General features: G+C 69.1%; 17 protein-coding genes. 9 read left to right on the top strand and 8 right to left on the bottom strand.

Features of this window, described 5'->3' with window-relative positions; translation table 11 throughout:
• Window positions 1–77: 77 nt before the first annotated feature.
• Entirely contained in the window at window positions 78–986 is a 909-nt protein-coding gene (locus tag OG817_RS03470; RefSeq protein ID WP_131516197.1) for a DUF2785 domain-containing protein, read from the top strand.
• On the opposite strand, the gene OG817_RS03465 is transcribed toward OG817_RS03470, so the two are convergent.
• Window positions 983–1,957 carry an endonuclease/exonuclease/phosphatase family protein gene (locus OG817_RS03465; RefSeq protein ID WP_406052078.1) on the bottom strand — a complete coding sequence of 325 codons (975 nt, stop codon included), beginning with the start codon at window positions 1,955–1,957 and terminating at the stop codon, window positions 983–985. The genes OG817_RS03470 and OG817_RS03465 overlap by 4 nt on opposite strands.
• 85 nt (window positions 1,958–2,042) lie before the next feature.
• Between OG817_RS03465 and OG817_RS03460 the strand changes: the two genes are divergently transcribed.
• From OG817_RS03460 to OG817_RS03450, 3 genes are all read left to right on the top strand, one after another.
• Window positions 2,043–2,324, top strand: coding sequence for a DUF3311 domain-containing protein (locus OG817_RS03460; protein ID WP_406052076.1), 282 nt, complete (start codon window positions 2,043–2,045; stop codon window positions 2,322–2,324).
• Window positions 2,321–3,973, top strand: coding sequence for a monocarboxylate uptake permease MctP (gene mctP / locus OG817_RS03455; RefSeq protein WP_406052074.1), 1,653 nt, complete (start codon window positions 2,321–2,323; stop codon window positions 3,971–3,973). The genes OG817_RS03460 and mctP overlap by 4 nt, the downstream gene beginning before the upstream one ends.
• Window positions 3,974–4,102: 129 nt before the next feature.
• Complete coding sequence (locus OG817_RS03450) at window positions 4,103–4,735, top strand: DUF5317 domain-containing protein (protein WP_406052073.1); 633 nt, start codon at window positions 4,103–4,105, stop codon at window positions 4,733–4,735.
• Here the strand turns inward: OG817_RS03450 and OG817_RS03445 are convergent.
• Both OG817_RS03445 and OG817_RS03440 read right to left on the bottom strand, forming a co-directional pair.
• Window positions 4,697–5,980: an HD-GYP domain-containing protein gene (locus tag OG817_RS03445; RefSeq protein ID WP_406052071.1), complete on the bottom strand. Its 1,284-nt coding sequence runs from the start codon at window positions 5,978–5,980 to the stop codon at window positions 4,697–4,699. The two genes, OG817_RS03450 and OG817_RS03445, sit on opposite strands and share 39 nt — an antisense overlap.
• Window positions 5,977–7,326 (bottom strand): HD-GYP domain-containing protein, encoded by a 1,350-nt coding sequence (locus OG817_RS03440; RefSeq protein ID WP_396396596.1) that lies wholly within the window; start codon window positions 7,324–7,326, stop codon window positions 5,977–5,979. The genes OG817_RS03445 and OG817_RS03440 overlap by 4 nt, the downstream gene beginning before the upstream one ends.
• A 281-nt stretch (window positions 7,327–7,607) precedes the next feature.
• Between OG817_RS03440 and OG817_RS03435 the strand changes: the two genes are divergently transcribed.
• Window positions 7,608–7,682, top strand: a complete 75-nt coding sequence (locus tag OG817_RS03435) for a 50S ribosomal protein bL37 (RefSeq protein ID WP_369759046.1) — start codon at window positions 7,608–7,610, stop codon at window positions 7,680–7,682.
• Between the two features lie 263 nt (window positions 7,683–7,945).
• A complete protein-coding gene (locus OG817_RS03430) occupies window positions 7,946–10,429 on the top strand; it encodes an NB-ARC domain-containing protein (protein ID WP_406052069.1) in 2,484 nt (827 codons plus the stop codon).
• A 34-nt stretch (window positions 10,430–10,463) separates the two neighbouring features.
• Here OG817_RS03430 and rsrA read toward each other — a convergent pair whose 3' ends face one another.
• The 5 genes from rsrA to OG817_RS03405 form a co-directional block, all read right to left on the bottom strand.
• Window positions 10,464–10,745 (bottom strand): mycothiol system anti-sigma-R factor, encoded by a 282-nt coding sequence (rsrA, locus tag OG817_RS03425; protein ID WP_131358479.1) that lies wholly within the window; start codon window positions 10,743–10,745, stop codon window positions 10,464–10,466.
• The gene (locus OG817_RS03420) at window positions 10,742–11,371 is read right to left on the bottom strand and encodes a sigma-70 family RNA polymerase sigma factor (RefSeq protein ID WP_131358482.1); all 630 of its coding nucleotides are present in this window, start codon (window positions 11,369–11,371) and stop codon (window positions 10,742–10,744) included. The genes rsrA and OG817_RS03420 overlap by 4 nt, the downstream gene beginning before the upstream one ends.
• A 137-nt stretch (window positions 11,372–11,508) precedes the next feature.
• Window positions 11,509–12,141: an alpha/beta family hydrolase gene (locus tag OG817_RS03415; protein WP_360444507.1), complete on the bottom strand. Its 633-nt coding sequence runs from the start codon at window positions 12,139–12,141 to the stop codon at window positions 11,509–11,511.
• Window positions 12,142–12,240: 99 nt separating this feature from the next.
• Window positions 12,241–13,041: an SOS response-associated peptidase gene (locus OG817_RS03410; RefSeq protein ID WP_406052067.1), complete on the bottom strand. Its 801-nt coding sequence runs from the start codon at window positions 13,039–13,041 to the stop codon at window positions 12,241–12,243.
• A 133-nt stretch (window positions 13,042–13,174) separates the two neighbouring features.
• Window positions 13,175–13,861 carry a hypothetical protein gene (locus tag OG817_RS03405; RefSeq protein WP_406052066.1) on the bottom strand — a complete coding sequence of 229 codons (687 nt, stop codon included), beginning with the start codon at window positions 13,859–13,861 and terminating at the stop codon, window positions 13,175–13,177.
• Window positions 13,862–14,287: 426 nt separating this feature from the next.
• On the opposite strand from OG817_RS03405, the gene OG817_RS03400 reads away from it, so the two are divergent.
• The 3 genes from OG817_RS03400 to OG817_RS03390 all read left to right on the top strand — a co-directional run bounded on the left by OG817_RS03400 (window position 14,288) and on the right by OG817_RS03390 (window position 19,368).
• The gene (locus tag OG817_RS03400) at window positions 14,288–16,522 is read left to right on the top strand and encodes a sigma-70 family RNA polymerase sigma factor (protein ID WP_406052065.1); all 2,235 of its coding nucleotides are present in this window, start codon (window positions 14,288–14,290) and stop codon (window positions 16,520–16,522) included.
• A gap of 687 nt (window positions 16,523–17,209) precedes the next feature.
• Entirely contained in the window at window positions 17,210–18,499 is a 1,290-nt protein-coding gene (aspS, locus tag OG817_RS03395; RefSeq protein WP_406052063.1) for an aspartate--tRNA(Asn) ligase, read from the top strand.
• A complete protein-coding gene (locus tag OG817_RS03390; protein WP_406052061.1) occupies window positions 18,499–19,368 on the top strand; it encodes a phosphotransferase family protein in 870 nt (289 codons plus the stop codon). The genes aspS and OG817_RS03390 overlap by 1 nt, the downstream gene beginning before the upstream one ends.
• Window positions 19,369–19,375: the final 7 nt, after the last annotated feature.

The raw sequence follows: 19,375 nt of genomic DNA, 5'->3' as shown, positions 1-19,375 counted from the left end.
TCCTCAGGTGGTGCGCTCGACAAGTAGGTGGAGATGGGTGTTGATTGATCAGGCACCACAGATGAAAGGATGCTCCGGTGGAGTCGACGTACTGGCAGGACGTGATGGCCGCGGACTACGCGGTACCGGGCGACCGTGCGCTGACCGACCTCACCGAGGAGCTCGTCCGCGGCCTCGCCAGTACCAACCCGCAGGTCCGTGACGCCCTCGCGTATCCGACGCTCGCGACCTGGCTCGAGCGCGGGGTGTACGACGACCTGCTGCCGGGCTTCGGTGACGGCCTTTGCGCCGGACTCGCCTACGGGCTCGGGGAGGACGGCACCGACACCGTCTTCCGCCGCTCGTTCACCGCGCTGACGCTGGCGGAGGTGATCCACCGCGACAACGCCGAGTTCCTGGTGCACGACGAGGTGGTGATGCGCTGGGGCGACCGGCTGGCCACCTGGCTGCTGCGGGAGCGCGACCTGCGCGGGTACGTCCCGGACTGCGGCTGGGCGCATGCCGTTGCCCACGGCGCGGATGCGATCGGCGCGCTGGCGCGGTCCCGGCACTGCGACGCCGGTGTACTGCGCGCGCTGCTCGACGTACTCGCGGACCGGATCGTCAAGGACACGCAGTACCGCTGGGTGCACGAGGAGCACGACCGGGTCGCGCACGCGGTGATGACGATCCTGCACCGGAACATGCTGACCAGCGACGAGCTCGAGCGCTGGCTCAAGCCGGTCGCTGCGACGGCGGCGCAGCAGCCGCTGATGCACGAGACCCTGCCGGAGTGGCCGACTCCCCCGGTCTTCAACGCTCGCGGCGTCCTGCACGTGCTGCTGAGCCAGCTCGCGATCGGTGTGAAGGGCTTCCCGATCCCCGGCGACGACGAGTTGTTCGGCCGCCCGATCGAGGCCCGCGCGGACATGCTGCTGATGCTGACCGAAGCGGTCCAGTCCTCCCAGCCCTACATCTACCGCCCGGCGGCCAACCCGCGGTCCTAGCCCGGCTTGGGTACAGCGACAGTCGCGACCACCGCGCGGTGGTCGGTCCCATCGATCTCGTACGTCGCGAAGCGGCCGGGCTGGATCGACCGGGTCACCACGACGTGGTCGATCTGCGTCCGGGCCACGGCCGGTTGGTCCGCCGGCCAGGTGCCCTGCAGGCCGCTGCCCACCGACGGCCCGACGCTCCGGCAGTTCGTGCCCAGGGCGTGCCGGAAGTCGGCGTGGTCGAGAGTCGCGTTGAAGTCGCCGGCCACGACGGTCGGCGGATCCTGTGTGCACCAACGCCGCAGTACGAGCAGGTCCTGTTTCCAGGTCGGCATCGAGTCCGGCAGCGGCGGGAAGCCGTGGTACGCGATCAGCCTGACGTCGCCCAGGTTCCCGCCGGTCACGATCACGTGCCCGAACGCCGTACCGAGTTCCGTCGCGAACCGCACCGCGCCGAGGTTCGCGGAGACCAGAACGCTGGTGGCGCTCTCCACCGCCTTCGACGGCTGCTGCGTGTATCCCTTGTACTGCAGGTCTTGCAGCTGCGCGCGGATCTCCTCGCGTACGTCGACCTGTGCCTCGGGCAACGACACCAGGTCGGGCCGGCGCTGCCGGATCAGCTCGGCCACCTCCCCCGCGTTGGCGCCCCCACCGAGCACGTTCGCGACCATGATGGTGAGCTCCCGCGTGCCCGCCGCCGGCGGATCCGCAGCGGACAGCCGGCGCGGCACCGTCAGCGCCCCGCCGGTCAACGCCAGCGCCACCACGAGTACGGCGGCTATGCGCCATCCCCGCCGTACCAGCATCAGCAGACCGAGCAGCAGGACCACGACCAGGCCCTGGGGACGGAACGCGACCAGCTGGGCGAACGGCGTGACCTCATCGAGGCCGAACAGTTCCGGATACAGCGGAACGGCAACCACCACGAGAAAGAGCACGGACAGCACGACCCGCCGTACCAACCATGCCTTTTCGTTATCCATGGACCACGCTGAAACTCTAGTCGGTGGTGCAGACGAGCGGTAGCGTGCTCCGTTGCGCCTGCCGTGTGTCCCGAGGAGGTTTGCTGTGTCCAGATTGTCCGCGGTCAGACCCGCGTACTGGATCTCCGGCGTTCTGCTGGCGGTCGCGGTCGTCGTACCGCTCCTGGTCTCCACCTACGCCAAGGATGAGCCCCGGCTGTGGGGCTTCCCGTTCTTCTACTGGTACCAGCTGATGTGGGTCTTCATCTCGGCGATCCTGGTCAGCATCTGCTTCCAGCTGGTGAGTCGGGAGGAACGCCGGCGGCGGGCCGCCCAAGGGCTCAAGAACCCGGACCAGCACGATGCGGACGAGGAGGCGGACCGATGAACAACGTCGACTGGGTGCAGTTGATCATCGTCATCGTGATCTTCGGCGCCGTCACCGTGATGGGCTTCATGGCAGCCCGCTGGCGCAGCGCCGGTCACATGGACAACCTCGACGAATGGGGACTGGGCGGCCGTGGCTTCGGCACGTTCATCACCTGGTTCCTCCTCGGCGGCGACCTCTACACCGCGTACACCTTCGTCGCCGTCCCGGCTGCGATGTTCGCGACCGGTGCGATCAGCGGCTTCTTCGCGGTGCCGTACACGATCGTGGTCTACCCGATCATCTTCATCTTCATGTCCCGGCTGTGGTCGGTGTCGCATCGCAACGGCTACGTGACCCCGGCCGACTTCGTCGGCGGCCGGTACGGCAGCAAGGCGCTGTCGCTGGCGGTGGCGGTCACCGGCATCCTGGCGACCATGCCGTACATCGCCTTGCAGCTGGTCGGTATGCAGGCCGTGTTCGAGACGATGGGCCTCGGCGGCGACAACACGCTGGCCAAGGACCTGCCGCTGCTGATCGCGTTCGCGGTGCTGGCGGCGTACACCTACTCGTCCGGTCTGCGGGCGCCGGCGATGATCGCGTTCGTCAAGGACGGACTGATCTACCTGGTGATCGGCGTCGCGATCATCTACCTGCCGCACGAGCTCGGCGGCTGGCACTCGATCTTCGGTGCCGCCGAGGACAAGCTGACCGCGACCAGCCCGGCGACGGGCAAGCCGGTGGGTGCGTTCATCCCGGGTGAGTCCGGGTTCTCGGCGTACTGGACGCTCGCGCTGGGTTCGGCCATGGCGCTGTTCATGTACCCGCACTCGGTGACCGCGGTGCTGTCGACGAAGAACCGCAACATCGTCCGGCGGAACGCGGCGATCCTGCCGGCGTACTCGCTGCTGCTCGGTCTGCTCGCCCTGCTCGGCTTCATGGCGATCAAGGCGAACGTCGACGTCAAGGGTCTGGACGGCCTGGCCAACCCGCAGCTGGCGATCCCGCGGCTGTTCGACCAGGAGTTCCCGTCCTGGTTCGCCGGCATCGCGTTCGCGGCGATCGCGGTCGGGGCACTGGTGCCGGCGGCGATCATGTCGATCGCGGCCGCGAACCTCTTCACCCGCAACATCTACCGCGACTTCATCAAGCCGGCCGCCACTCCGGCGCAGGAGGCCAAGGTCTCCAAGCTGGCGTCGCTGCTGGTGAAGCTGGGTGCGCTGGTGTTCGTGCTCGGGATGGACAAGACGATCGCGCTGAACCTGCAGCTCCTCGGCGGTATCTGGATCCTGCAGACGTTCCCGGCGATCGTGATCGGCCTGTTCACCAAGTGGTTCCACCGCTGGGCGCTGCTCACCGGCTGGGCGGTCGCGATGGTGTTCGGCACCCTCGAGGCCTACAACGTGGTGAACCCGGCGACCAAGAAGCACTTCGGTGGTTCGCTGGCCAACATCCCGTTCACCGACAAGCAGGCCTACATCGCGCTGACCGCGTTCGTGCTCAACCTGGTCATCGTGGTCGTCCTGACGCTCGTCCTGCGGGCGCTCAAGGTGCCGGAGGGCAACGACACCACGCACCCGACGGACTACGTCGCGGACCGCGGCGACCCGGGCGTGAAGGACCTGCCCGAGCTCCTGGACGAGGGCGGCGCGTCGTCGGCCAAGTCCTAGCGCGGACCACTCGACGGCGGTCTCATCGGCTCCGGCCGATGGGGCCGCCGTCACCATATGCCTCCATGTCGACACGCTGCGAGGTCAGCTTGCCCGGATTCGGGCCGCCGGGACGGCAGAATCGCGAGGGTGTTGCTGGTCCTCCTCGTCATGGTGCTCGGTGCTCTCGCGGCGCTCGCGACCGGCGGACGGTTCGGACGACTGGCGGACAACTCCCTGGCCGGCGTGCACTGGCTGGCCGCGGCCGCGATCGGCCAACTCCTCGGTTCGCTCTTCGGAGGTACGGCGTACCCGGTCGGGCTGATCGGGTCCGCGGTGTGCATCGCCGTGTTCCTGCGGCTCAACCTGAAGCATCCCGGCGTCGGCCTGCTGGCGTTGGGTTTCTTCGCGAACGCGGTGGTCGTCGCCCTGAACGGCGCGATGCCGGTGTCGCCGGCCGCCTTGGCCCGGGCGGGGATCGGCACCTCCGTGGTGACCGATGCACGCCACGAACTGTCCGATGCGGCGACCAGGTTGCCTTGGCTGGGCGACGTCGTACCCGTGGCCCTTCCGGGCCTGGGACAAGCTGTCAGCGCCGGAGACGTGCTGATCGCGGCCGGTGCCGGCTTGCTCCTGTACGCCGGAATGGGCGGATCCGGCCGGATTCCCACGGACGGTGCACCGATGTGGGACGACCTCGAGCCGTCTCCCGTCCATCCGGCCCTTCAGGTGCTGCGGACGCGCCTAGAAGCGGAAGCCCCGGCCGATGACGCGCCTGAGTGACTCGACCACGACCGGGTCGTACTCCGCCCCGATCCCGAGCCCGATCGACTCCATCGCCTTGGCCGGCGACTGTCCATTGCCCTCGCCCACCAGTTGTTCGTAGGCCAGGGAAACATTCACGATGCCGCTCTCCAACGGGATGTCGGCATTGCTCGCGCGACCGTGCCGGTACGGGTCGTTCGAGTGCCGGACGATCTCGGCGACGTGGTCCAGTACCCCGGACCGCTCGATCACCGAGGCTCCGATCTCTGCCGCCCGCTGGCGCTCCTCCCGCGTCCGCAGCAGGCTCGCGCCGCCCGGGCTGGGGTCTGCCAGCGCCAACTGCCCTACGCCCGACAACAGAGCGGCGTACTCCAAGGCCTCCATCCGCGCCGGGGTCAGACCCAGGTCGTTGCCGATGGCCACTGCCAGGGTCGCGGTCCGCGCGTTCTGCCCCGGACTGCTGAAGCCTGCGATCTCAGTACTGCGGGCCATCGACCGCACCGTGGTCCGGTACGTCCGCTGCGCCGACGCGAACCGCCGGAACGCGAACTGGGTCAGCAGCAACGGCACCACGACCAGCGGCACCGCCCACAGACCGATCAACGACGTACCCGCGGCGAGCAGCATGCCGCTGATCCCCATCGCCAGACCGATCCGTCCCATCACCGCGAGCTCGTCGCGAAGCGCCGCGGGGAACGGCCGGTTGTACCGCTCGGTGTCCTGCCCGGCTCCGACCAGAGCATCGGTGAGACCGGCCGAAAGCACCGCCAGCAGCATGGCACCGGTCAGCGGTACGGCGTGGGTCCACGACCCGTTCCAGTACAGGCTGTCCGGCGTGACGAGCTCGAAGGTGACCGCGGCGAACGCGACCGAGAGGACTCGGCGGCTGGAGACGACCAGATCCCACGGCAGGCCGGCGATCGCCCGCGGGAAGATCCCGGCCAGCGTCGCGAGGCCTGTGACTGCGACGATCTGCGCAACCTCTGGCGGGACCTCGACGGCCGGTCCGCGCAGCATCACGTAGGCCAGCGAGGCGCTGGTGGCGATCGGTGCCCGGTTCCGGCTGGTGTCCACGCGGAACTGCACCATCTCGCCGACCGCGATCAGCAGACCGAAGACGATGACGAACGGCCAGCCGGTCACGCCCTGCCTGGCCGTGATGATCAACGCGACCAGGCCGACCGCACCACCCGCGACGGACAGCACCACGCCGCTGCCCAGGCGCCGCGCTTCGAAAGCGTCGAACTCCTTGGCCTGGGTCATGCCGGTCCAGCCGCCGAGCCCGACGCACCGCCACCGGTGCCGAGACTCAGATCGTCGTGGTCGATGCTGACCTGCACGCTCTGGTCCGGAGCCGGCTGGTCCGCGGCCGCGGCGCTCCAGCCCTGGGTCTGGATCACCTGGACGAACGCGTCGACCAACTCGGGGTCGAAGTGGGTGGTCTTGTCCTGGACGAGGATCGCCAGAGTCTCGTCGACGCTGCGGGCGGGGCGGTAGGACCTGGTCGAGGTGAGGCAGTCGAACGCGTCGACGATGCCGATGATCCGTGCGAAGAACGGGATGTGCGTGCCGCTGAGGCCGGCTGGATAACCGGTCCCGTCGTACTTCTCGTGATGGTGCAGGACTGCCGACTTGACCTCTTCGAGGAACGGGATGTTGCCGATCAGCTCGACCCCGCGGGCCGGGTGCAGCCGGATCGCGTCCATCTCCGCGTCGTCCAGCTTGCCCGGTTTGCGGATGATGCTGGTCGGTACGCCGACCTTGCCGACGTCGTGCAGCAGTCCGGCGTGCTCGAGCGCGTTCTGGCGGTCGTCGGGCAACCCCAGCTGGCGCCCGAGCATGCCGACCCCGGCGCTGACCCGCTCGGAGTGTCCGCGGGTGTACAGGTCCTTGGTCTCGATGACCTGGATGAACGCTCGCATCGTCGCCGCCTGGGCAGCACGTTCGGCCTGGTACTGCGACAGCGCCCAGCGGACAACGAGTAATGGTCCGACTACCAGCAGGCACGAGGCGATGCCGAGACCACCGATCCAGGTCACCGCCAGCAGGACGCCGAGAGCGCTGTACCCGAGCATCGGCAGGAAGGTCGGCCCGATCACCGACTTGAGGAAGTCGACCACCCGCACCTGCCCCTCGAGCCAGAGGATCAGGCTGAGCAGCAGTGCGTTGGCCAACTGATGGCCGATCGTGCCGGCCATCGCCGCGACGACGGTCGTCGGGATGTGGTCGAGGGCCTCGGAGCCGACAGGGCCACCTAGCAGGGCATAGGCGGCACCACCCCCGGCGGCCGCGAGAACGCGGTACGACGGATTGAAGATGCGCTTGACCAAAGGCGACGGCTGCCGGAGCTGTGCGACGTACCCGAACACAGACACGGCGACCGCGGTCCATGGTCCAGCGATCACGAAGACGGCTACCAACGCCACGGAATCGAGGGCAGCCGGATGGTTGGGCAGGACCTTGAACCGCAAGGCCCCGCCAAGGAGCATGAGGAGTGCAAGTGCCAGAGTGGTGAGACTGAAGGTGATCTGAGTAAGAGACACGACGAGCACCGCCAGAGCGGACACGGCAACCACGGCCACCGCTGCTCGTAGCAGTGAAGCTCTCACTGGGGCGCCACCTCTAGTCTTCCACTACGACATAGTTCACCAGTCCCAGCTGTCGGTCGCCATGATAGTCACCTCCGACCAGCGGCGTAGTCTTGAATCCCGGCTGTTGCGGGGCTTCAGGGGGGCTAGACAGCGCATCGCTGACTCTTCCTTTAATTCTTGCTCAACCGACGTGCGCCGAAACACTGTAAGGCAGTGCGTGACTCGCCGCACCGTGCCACCGACCGCAGCGTGATATGAGAGACTGTGACTCTTTGCAGTTGTTTCAAGGAGGCTTAGGAATGGGCAAGACCGGACGCAAGCGCCGTGCACGCAAGAAAAAGGGCGCGAACCACGGCAAGCGCCCCAACGCCTGACTCAGGCGGCTACAGACAGCGAGGACCCCGGCCAAAACCGGGGTCTTTGCAATTTGGTCACAGCTCGGATCAGACCAGCTTTAACCGAGGTCTGTATTCGGAGCGTCCCCGGTCGCATACTGAATGCTACCGTCAAACGACTGTTGGGTTTTGCGATCACGTCGGGTCGGCGGATCCTCCTGGAGTTGGCTCCGGATGTTCGGCACCGACGGTGCCGGGTGGGCTGCGTCGAGTGAGGGGCGAATGAGGGGACGACTGAGGAGGTGGGTGGTCTGACCGCCGGGAGCCTGAGCGATCTGCTCCGCGGATTCCGGACCAGGGCCGGGCTGACCCAGGCCGCTCTCGCCACCAAGGCCGGGTTGAGCGAGCAGGCGATCAGCGTGCTCGAGCGCGGCACCCGGCAGCGACCCCGGATCGGAACCGTCCAGGCACTGACCGTGGCCCTGGACCTGACCGCCGGCGAAGCCGAGGAGTTCCTGGCCGTTGCCCGCGGCAAGGGCCGTACGGTGCGGGGGCCGACCGCGGCGCCGGTAGCGCCGGCACCGGCTGTGACCGACGCGTTACCGGTGCCATGGCAACTACCTCCGGCCGTGCCGGACTTCACCGGTCGTGCTGCTCAGATCGAAGCAGTCCAGGCCGCTTTGCGGGATCCCGCCAGGATCCGCACCGGCGCGGTCGGGCTGGTCGCGGTGACCGGCATGGGAGGTATCGGCAAGACCGCACTTGCGGTTCAGGCAGCGCACAAGTTGACCAGCAGCTATCCCGACGGCCATCTCTACCTCAACCTCCGCGGATACGGCCCGGGCCGGCCGATGACGACCGAGGATGCGCTTCGCCAGTTGCTGCGGTCCATCGGTCTCGACCTTCAGCTGATCCCTGACGACGTGGACGAAGCGGCCGCGCTGTTGCGCTCGCAGTTGGCGGGTCGCCGCGTGCTCGTGCTGATCGACAACGCGACCGACGTACGTCATGTCACGCCGCTGCTGCCGGCGAGTCCGGGATCGGCGGCGATCATCACCAGCCGCGGATCGATGGCCGCATTGCCCGGGGCGCGGCAGATCCGGCTCGATGCGTTGTCGGAGACCGAGTCGATCGAGCTGCTGTCCGGGGTCATCGGCCAGTCGCGGGTCGCGGCCGAACCGGACGCGGTCGAGCGGCTCGCGTCGTTCAGCGGCCGTTTGCCACTGGCCGTCAGGCTGATCGGCGGTCGGCTCGCGGCGCGGCCGAGCTGGCCGATCCAGCATCTCGTCGACCTTCTCCGGGATGCGGAGCGCCGGCTCGACAACCTCGGTTCCGACGAGACCGGCGTACGCGCGAGCATCGCCAGCTCGGTGGAGTTCCTCAGCACCAGCGACCGGGCGCTCGACCGCGAGGCCGCGCAGGCCCTTCCCCTGCTCAGCGTTCCGGACGGGTCGGATCTCCTCACCATCGTCGCCGCCCACCTGCTCGGCGTCCCGCTCCGCCGGGCCGACGCGATCCTGGAACGCCTCGTCGACCTCAACCTGCTCGAGTCCGTGGCCCCCGACCGCTACCGCCTGCACGACCTCATCCGGGCCTACGCCCGCGAACTGGCCGACGAATCCCTCACCTCGGCCGATCGCGACGCCGGTCTGGACCGCGTTCTTCGCTTCTACATCGCGGCGGCTTGGGCCTGCCAGCGGCTGACGCATCCGAAGAGTCCCAGGTTGTCGCTGGCCGTGGTCCAGGCCGAGCCACTTCCGGCGTTCACGGACATGGGCTCGGCGCTTCGGTGGTTCGACGACGAGCAGCGCAACCTGCTGGACAGAGTCGCTCAGGCGGCCGGTACGTCGATCGCCGGGACCGCCGTGTTCCCCGAGCTCGCGCTCGCGATGTTCGGCTACCTCGAGCCGCGCCGGCGCTGGGTGGAGATGCGCGAGCTCGGCCGGGGCGTGGTCGAGCTCGCCGAGCAGCTGAAGCTGCGGCTGACGGCCGCGTGGCTGCAGCACGACAGGGCGATCCCCGAGGTCGAGAACGGCGCCCTGGAAGCCGCCGTTCCGCATCTGTTCACAGCACTGGAGATGTTCCGGCAGGAGGCCGACATTCTCGGGCAGGCGCGGTGCTGTTCCTCGCTGACGTATGTGCTCGGCCATCTGGGCCGCATCGACGAGGCGCTGGAATTCGGCAATCAGTCGCTGCGCCTCAGCCAGGAAATCGGCGACGTCACGCTGGAAGGCGTCGCCTACACCGCGGTCGGCGGACTCTACGACCGCCTCGGCGACTACGAACGGGCCGACCAGGCGTTCGCGCAGGGCGTCGCCCTGGCACAGAAGTACGGCGACCAGCGCTCGGTGTTCAAGCGCTACGTCAACGCGGGGTTCTCCCATGTGCTCGTCGGCCGGTACGGCGACGCGGTCGACGCCGTGCAGCGCGCCGTCCTGCTGGCCGAACAAGCCCACGACGACGTGGGTCTCAACGAGAGCCATCACACGCTCGCCCTGGCGTTCGCCGGTCAAGGGCGGTTCGACACGGGTGAGTACCATGCCCACGAGGCTCTGCGGTTCTCCCGGCGGACCGAGAACCGGCTGCGGGAGGGCCGCATTCTTCTGGAACTGGCCAAAATCAATGCCGCGGCCGGTGACCGTTCCGCCGCGACGGCAAATGCCACCGCTGCGGCCGGCGCACTCGCGGGGCTTTCGCCTATTCACGAAACGCAGGCCGAGGAGCTGCTGGCTCACTTGGCGCGCGACGAGCCCTACACCTACGCACTCACAAATCACTCGATCTGATCGCCGGCCCCGCGGAAACCGGGCGAACAGCGATTCAGTCGGTGGTGGTGATGATGGTGGTTTCCACCTGGATTTGGGTCAGCCGGAGAAGGATTTTCTGGCGAAGGGCATCCGGGGCGTGGTCGGAGCCGCAGGAACGGTGCACGAGTTTCTTCACGCAGCGTTCCAGGTCGTATTCGTCCAGGCACGGGGCGCACTCTTCGAGGTGCTGCCGGATCTCGTCGGTGCTGGCGTCCTCGAGCTCGTTGTCGATGAACACGTACACCCGCTGCAGGATCTCGCTGCAGTCGACGTCGTGGTGCTCGCCGCAGCTCACGACTCCTCCTTCTCCGCGGTCGCGTCGGCGCTGTCGTCCGACGTGGGGATCAGGCCACGATCCCGAGCGTAGTCGCCGAGCAGCTCACGCAACTGGCGCCGGCCACGGTGCAGCCGGGACATCACGGTCCCGACCGGCGTACCCATGATGTCGGCGATCTCCTTGTAGGCAAAGCCCTCGACATCGGCCAGGTACACGGCCAGGCGGAAGTCCTCCGGGATGGACTGCAGCGCTTCCTTGACGTCCGAGTCGGGCAGATGCTCCAGAGCGACGGCCTCGGCCGACTTCAGTCCACCGGGAGTGTGGGACTCGGCGGCGGTGAGCTGCCAGTCCTCGATCTCCTCGGTCGGCGACTGCGTGGGCTGACGCTGTCGCTTGCGGTATCCGTTGATGAACGTGTTCGTCAGGATCCGGTACAGCCACGCCTTCAGGTTGGTGCCCGGCGTGAACTGGTGGAACGAGCTGTAGGCCTTCGCGAAGGTGTCCTGCACCAGGTCCTCGGCGTCGGACGGATTACGGGTCATCCGCATCGCCGCGGCGTACATCTGGTCCAGGAAGGGCAGCGCTTCGCGCTCGAACCGCGCGGTGCGCTGCTCGGGTGTCTCGGTGGTGGTGGGAGTCGGCATCGTGATCGAGAATACCGGGGTCTGCCCAGCGTCCCGCGCCGGAGCCACACTCGTCGCCATCATGTACGTCACAACACCCCCCGCCGCAGCGTCATTCCCGCCTGAGCGGGCGCGGCGGAGCGTTCAACCGCTGACCATCATCCGGACACTTCGCGGCTGACCCATTCGAACACAGCTTCGACCAGCAGGTCGAACGCCTCCTGCTGGCTCAGCTCGGCCCGCTTCGGCACCTTGAACGAGTGCTCCGCGTCCGGTACGACGGCCATCTCGGTCAGCGGCGGGAACTCCTCCGGCGACCCGAACGGGTCCCGCTCCCCCTGCACGACCAGCGTCGGCAGCCCGGCGCCCTGCAGCTCGTCGACGCGGGAGCTGCCCGGCTTGCCCGGCGGATGCAACGGAAACGCCAGCGCCAGTACGCCGGACGCACCCAGGCTGCTCGCGGTCCGGCAGGCCACCCGGGCCCCGGCGCTGCGGCCACCGATCACCAGCGGGGTGCGGACCCGGAGCTGGCCGATGATCGCGATCCATGCCTCGTCCAGGATCTTCGGCGCCGGCGCGAGCTTCTTCCCGGCCCGGCGCCAGGGCTGCTCGATCAGGAACACGTTGATGTCCTGCTTCGGCAGCCGGGCGGCCAGTGCGGCCAGGTCGCCGGACTCGATCCCCGCCCCGGCGCCGTGACCTAGGGCCAGCGTCGCCACCGGCCGCCGGGCCCGGTGCGCCACGATCCGGGCCTCACCGTGCGGCGTCCCCACAATCCGTTCGTCGGTCACGCGCCCATCCTGTCATCAGAAGGCGACGGATCGGCGCTGCTCGGGCGGTGGGTCAGAAGACAGCTGCTCCGAGGACGGGAAGGGAAGATGGTGGGTGGGTCAGAAGAGAGTGGTCTCCTCGGGCGCCGGTGGCTTGTCGATCGGGTCGGCGCCGTCGGGCGGCAGCGGGTCGACCAGGTGCGGTCCGTTGTTCTTCACCGAGCTGACCGCCTTGGACACGGCGTACGCCTCCAGCCGGCCGGGCGCGGCCGGGACCAGGAGGTCGAGCAGGTCGTCGGGATCCGACGACAGCGGGTCGAGCCAGGCGTCGTACCGCTCGCGCTCGACCAGGAGCGGCATCCGGTCGTGGATGCGGCCGAGGTCGTCGGTGGCCGAGGTGGTCAGGACCGTGCAGGTCCACAGCCAGGCCTCGTCGGAGTCCGCGTCCTGGACCGACTTGTCCCGCCAGATCTCGTACAGCCCGGCCATCGCCAGCACGCCGCCGTCGGCCGGGTGGATGAAATACGGCTGCTTGACCGGCTTGCCGTTCACCTTCTCCTCGGCCGTGTACCACTCGTAGTACCCGTCCGCGGGCAGAATGCAGCGCCGGGTGGCGAACGCCTTCTTGAAGGCCGGCTTCTCCGCCACCGTCTCCATCCGGGCATTGATCAGCCGGTTGCCGATCGAGGTGTCCTTGGCCCAGGACGGCACCAGTCCCCACTTGACCGTGGTCAGCTTGCGGACCGTGTCCTCGGGCTGCTCGCGGTTCTTCCGCTCGACCACGGCGATCACCTGGTCGGTCGGCGCGACGTTGTAGTTGTCTGCGAGCTCCTGCACGGACTCGCGCACGTTCCCGGCCTCGATCTCGAACTCGACGACGAGGTCCGACGGGTCCCGGCTGGACGCGTATCTTCCGCACATGGCACCAGCCTAGACAGGGCCACCGACAACGACCACGGGACGAGCGACGACGGATCGCTCACCCCGTGATGAGCGATCCGCCGCCGGTCTCATGCGTCCGGGCACCCCCCTGTTGGCGTCCGGACGCAGGTCCCTAGGGTCTGGCCAGTTCGTCGAGCACCCGGCCGGACATCTCGTCGCTGCTCGGTAGTCCTTCGATCCAGATCCGGGCCAGCTGGGGTACGTCGGTGTCCAGCCGCCACTGGGTGATCAGGGCTCGTACCGTCGCGACCTGCTCCGGCAGGTTCGGCTCGCGGCCGACGAGCGCCGCCGCACGGTGTGAGCCGACGCGGCCCAGTACGTCACCGCCGCAGAAGACGATCCGCAGGCACTCCGCCACGTCGACCAGCCGGAGTTCGCGGTCGAACGGCGTGGTGCCCGGGGGATTGAGCGGCTCGACAACCACCAGTGCGTGGGTCTGCGGTACGGAAGTTCCACGGAGTTCCGCCTCTCGGTAGAGCTCGCCGAGCCGGGACCGCAGGTGCGCCAGGCTGGACAGCCCGGTCAGCGGGTCCTCGCAGGACAGCGAGTGGAGGTAGACGAGGGAGGCCTCGGCCCAGCTGGAACTGAGTGCGCGTACCGCGGCGAAAGCCGGCTCGCCCCCGGCGATCGAGCGGTACAGCGCACTCAGCCCATCAAGTGCCTCGAGCAACGAGACTCCGTCGGACGCCAGTTGGCGGCCGACCTCGTCGCTCGCAGGCACGACATCGGCACCGTCCCGTAGCGCCTCGGCGATCGCGAGGTAGGCGCTGTGGTCGGTGCTGCTTTCGGGACAGCTCATCGCGTCGGGGCCAGCTGTGCCGTGCGGCTCCCTCCGCCCGCACGGTTGATCGGTTGGAGACGACGCTTCCGGCCGGTTCCGTGCGGGCGACCCCGCCAGGTTCAGGGACTTGGCCGGACGCAGGTCGAACCGTCTGCGGAGATCCGCGAACAGCGACATGGCCCTCCTCGAAAACAGCCCCGTCAGTCTCCCGACCGGGCGGCCGGAAGCGTCGTTCCGGAGGTGAGACAGCGGGCCGCGAAGTTCATGACGCGGATTCGGAGAACTTTTTTCGCGTAACTTCCGCGTGGGCGTCCTCGTCAGGAAAGGTGCGCCGGGAAGATGCGCACAGCCCGTCCCACGTGGGAGCCTTGTCCTCGGCAACTATGTGACAGACGGTGACGCCGTCGTACGGACAGTCGTGACCACAGACCACGGGGGAGACCGATGGAGACGCCGGAAGGACCGAGCGACGCCGAACTGATCACTCGCGTCCGCAACGGCGACCTCGAGGCGTACGGCGAGTTGTTCGGCCGGCACCACCACGCGGCCGAGCGGATGGCCCGCCAACTGGTCCCGGCCAACGATGCCGACGACCTGGCCAGCGACGCGTTCGCCAAGGTGCTCGACGCGCTCCGCTCCGGCGGCGGCCCGGACATCTCGTTCCGCGCCTACCTGCTGACGACGGTACGGCGGGTGCACGTCGACCGGATCCGGTCCGGCCGCAAGGTGCAGGCCACCGACGACATCGCGGCGTACGAGCGGGAGCCGGAGACCTTCGACGACCCGACCGTGACCGGCTTCGAGAGCGGCGCGGCGGCCAAGGCGTTCGCGAGTCTGCCCGAGCGGTGGCAGGCCGTGCTCTGGCACACCGAGGTCGAGGGTGAGAAGCCGGCCGCGATCGCTCCCCTGCTCGGCCTGACCGCGAACGGCGTGTCCGCGCTCGCCTACCGGGCCCGCGAGGGGCTGCGCCAGGCCTACCTGCAGCAGCACCTGGCCGACGTCGCCGGGGATCGCTGCCGCTGGACCACCGAGCGTCTGGGTGCGTACGTCCGCGGCGGCCTGACCAAGCGGGAGAACCGTAACGTCCGCGAGCACCTGGACGACTGCGCGAAGTGCACCGCGGTCTACCTCGAACTGGTCGAGGTCAACAGCGCGCTGCCGGCGCTGCTCGCCCCGGCCCTGCTGGGCACCGCGGGTCTCGGCTACCTGGCCGCCGCGTCCGGCGCCAAGGTCGGCTTCGTCGGCTTCCTGGCCACGGGCTGGAAGAAGGCCACCGAGAACAGCACGCGTACGGCGGTCGGCGCCGGAGCGGTCGTGGTCGTCGCGGTCGCGGCCGTGCTCGCGGCGATGGCGCTGACCGGCAACGACACTCCCCCGGCGGCGATCAGCAATCCGCCGAGCCAGCAACCCACCCAGCCACCGGGGACAGCTCCGACGGTGCCACCGGCCACGCCGCCGACGGTCAAGCCACCGACCGTGGAGCCGACGACGGCTCCGACCACCGCACCCCCGACGACCGCGCCGACGTCACCGGAGCCGACGCCCGGCGTCACTCCGACTCCGCCAGGGACCACACCGACTCCACCGTTGCCGACGACACCGATCCTGGACGAGGGCCTGCTGACCATCAGTGCGCCGCGCGGCGGTAGCAGCCCCACGACGCGGGCCGGTGGGGTGCAAAGCCAGGCCTCCGAGCAGTGGATCATCACCATCACGGCCCCGGCGCAGAACGCCGACCCGATCGTTGTCGGCCTGAAGTACGGCTCCGCACTCCACTGGCCGCTCAGCGGGGACCCTCGCGGCTGGACGTGTGACGAGGCCGCCGGCACGTGTACGGCGGACAACTCCTCCGCGCCGCAGCCACTGCCGGTCTCGTTCGCGACGCCGACCGGCGGCTCGGCGGCCGACCGGACCTTCACCGTCTCGGCCAAGACCGGCCGCCTGTACGACGACGACTCGGCCACGCTGACCGCACCGCCGCGGACCGACGAGAACCTGCTGAAGATCGTCGCAGGCAAGGCGGACCCGGACGTCCACCACCGCATCCTGACCGTTGCCCCGGGCACGGACCGGACCAGCGTGACGCTGAAGCTGAGCTACGGCTCGGCGCTGGAGTGGCCGATCACCGGCAACCCCGCGGGCTGGAAGTGCTCGGCCTCGACGAAGACCTGTACGTCGCTCACCCCCGCGAAGCCGGCTCCACTCCCCGCGAACTTCGACGTACCCGAGGACGGCCCGGCGGCGGCGCGGACGTTCACGGTGGCGGCGACGGCCGGGCTGGTGAGCGACACGGACTCCGACGTACTGCCGGGGATCCAGCCGGACGAGTCGCTGCTGCAGATCGTCACGCCGACACCTACCACCGACCCGAACCCGTTCCTCTACAACCGGTTCCTGCAGCTCAGCGGGGCCACGAACCGGCGGGTGACGCTGGACATCACCTGGGGCCGCAGCCTGCAGTTCGTGCCCGCGCTCAACGTCGGGTGGACCTGCTCGCGGTCGTCCGACGTGAACAGCATGACCTGCTGGACCGACAACTACCGCAAGCCGTTCAACTCCCAGTGGGCCGCATGGCTGCCCGGCACCGGCTCGAGCAACACGATCACCGTGCACGCCCAGGCCGGCGGCCGCGAGGACACCGACTCCGTCAAGATCCCACCCTCCACCACCCACCGCTGACCCTCCCCACCCCGACCTCCTCCGCCCACCCCGCCTCCCGTGCCGGTCTGATGGGTTGACCCATCAGACCGTGGGTTGGCCAAGCGCATGCGACTGGCCAACCCACACGCGGATGGGTCAGCCCACCAGACGGGGGCCGGGCGGGCCGGGGGGCCGGGGCGGCCCGGGGGGCCGGGGCGGCCCGGGGGGCCGGGGGGCCGGGCGGCCGGGGGCCGGGGGCGGGAGCCAGTCGGGGCGGTCGCTTCCTAGCTCGCGTTCCCATGGGTTGACCCATCAGACCGGGGGTTGGCCAACCGCGTGCGACTGGCCAACCCGCACGCGGATGGGTCAGCCCACCAGACGGGGGCCGGGGGCGGTTGGTGGTGGGGGCGGTCGGGGTCGGGTGGGGTGGAGGGGCGGGGGTGGGCGGGGTGGGTGGGAAGTCGGTTGGTGGTGGGGGGTGGGGGTCGGTACGCTGGTTGGGTTCGCGCTGACGGAACCGAGTAGCGCCGTACGCCACGTTCGAGAGAGTCGCCGGTAGCTGTGAAGGCGATGCGTGGAGCGGTGGCGAAGACACTCCCGAGCGGATGCACGGCAAGAGGCCGGACCCGGGCACGTGCCCGATCCGGTGAAGGTGTGGTGGCACCGCGAGATTCCCCTTCGCCCACACCTCCGGGGTACGAGAAACGACCTGGAGGTGAAACAGCGATGCGCATTCTCAGCCATGAGATCCCCTCAGCAGTAGGCCAGTCCGTCACGGTGGCCGGCTGGGTACACCGAAGACGACGGCTCGCCGCCGTCAGTTTCCTGATCCTGCGCGACCGATCCGGCCTGAGCCAGATCGTCGTGAAGGCACCGGAAACCCAAGCACAGCTGGACGAACTCGGTGAGGAGACCGTCGTCCAGGTGACCGGTACGGTCGCCGCCAACCCGCAGGCACCCGGCGGTGCGGAGATCGTCGACCCGGTGATCGAGGCGCTGACCGAGCCGGCCGCGACGCCGCCGATCGAGCTCTGGCGACCCACGATCGGCGCGGGGTTGCCCGTCGTACTGGACAACGCGCCGGTCGCGCTGCGGCACCCGGCGGTGCGGGCCGGCTGGGAGATCGCGGCCGCGGCGCTGCACGGGTTCCGCCGGACCATGGACGGTCTGGAGTTCACCGAGATCCAGACGCCGAAGATCGTCGGTACGGCGACCGAGTCCGGGGCCAACGTGTTCGCGCTGGACTACTTCGGTGGCCCGGCGTACCTGGCGCAGTCGCCGCAGTTCTACAAGCAAACGATGGTCGGGGTGTTCGAGCGGGTCTTCGAGGTCGGACCGGTGTTCCGGGCCGAGCCGCACGACACGGTCCGGCACTTGGCCGAGTACGTGTCGCTGGACGCGGAGTTCGGGTTCATCGAGGGCCATCGCGATGTGCTCGCCGTACTGCGCTCGGCCGTCGCCGGGATGTTGGCCGCAGTGGGCGAACGGGCGACGCCGGCGCTCGAGCGGCTCGGAGTTGCCTTGCCGGAGATCCCGGTCGAGGTGCCGGTGGTGCACTTCAGCGAGGCGCTGAAGATCGCCGGCGCGGACCCGGACGAGCCGGACCTGGCACCGAAGGACGAGCGGGCGATCGGCGAGTGGGCGTTGCGCGAGCACGGCAGCGAGTTCGTCGCGGTCGAGGGCTACCCGATGGTGAAGCGGCCGTTCTACACCCATCCGCAGCCGTCGGACCCGCGCTGGTCCAACTCGTTCGACCTGCTCTTCAAGGGCGTCGAGCTGGTCACCGGTGGCCAGCGTCTGCATCGCTACAGCGACTACGCCGCCGCCCTCGAGGCGCGTGGTGAGTCGCCGGACGACCCGGCGTACAGCTCGTTCCTGCAGGCGTTCAAGCACGGGATGCCACCGCACGGCGGCTTCGCGATCGGTCTCGAGCGCTTCGTCGCACGGCTGACCGGGGCGGAGAACGTCCGCGAGGTGACGCTGTTCCCGCGCGACCTGCACCGGCTAACGCCGTAGTGGACACCACCGCGTCAGTTGTCGCCGAGCTGAACGTTGCCCTAGGCACTAGTTACCAGCTCGTTCGGCAACTGACCGGTGGTCTCCAATCCAGCGCGTACGAGCTCACCGACGGCGACACCACGGTCGTCCTGAAGTGGACGGCCGACCCGGGCTGGGCGCCGCGAGTCCGGCGGGCGGCCGAACTGGTCGGCCGGGCACGAACGGTCGGCTACCCGACCCCGGCCTGGCTGGCTGTGGGCGAGACCGTGGCCGGATCGCCGTACCAGCTGCAGGAGTTCGTCACCGGTGAGCCGCTCCGCGACGCATCGGTGCTGGACGAGCGGCTGGCCCGGCAACTGATCGAGATCTGCGAACTGCAGCGCGAACTCGTCCCCGAGGACGGTGTGAGCTGGTCGGGGTGGTCGAGCGGCGTCGTCTTCGAGGACTGGGACGGCGTGTGGGGCCGGGTGCGTGCGTACGGCGGTGAGGTCGCCGAGCTGCTCGACCGCTACGCCGAGTTGTGCCGGCCGCACCGTGGCGAGGTCCTGCCCGACAACGATCTCGTGCACGGGGATCTCAACGTCGGCAACTTGATTGTCGACAATGGGAGGATCGCCGGGATTGTCGATATCGAGGCGGCGGGCGGTGGGTCGCGGGCGTATGACCTGGTCTCGCTGGCGACGTCGGCGGCACGCGATGGTGCGCAGGCCGGAGTCGACGAACTGTTCCTGGAAGCGGCATTGAAGGCCGGTGGGCGGGCGGCGGTCGCGGTGTGCGCGGCGGCGGCGTACGCGACGATCGCCGAGTTCGTCCACGAACGCTCGAAGTTCTCGCAGGATCTGGTCCGGGAGGGCGCGCAGCGAGTGTTCGAACTGCTGGATGCATGATGTGCGC

The sequence above is a fragment of the Kribbella sp. NBC_00889 genome (assembly GCF_045207705.1).
Classification (GTDB): Bacteria; Actinomycetota; Actinomycetes; order Propionibacteriales; family Kribbellaceae; genus Kribbella.
This window is presented reverse-complemented; position numbering and strand designations above follow the sequence as displayed.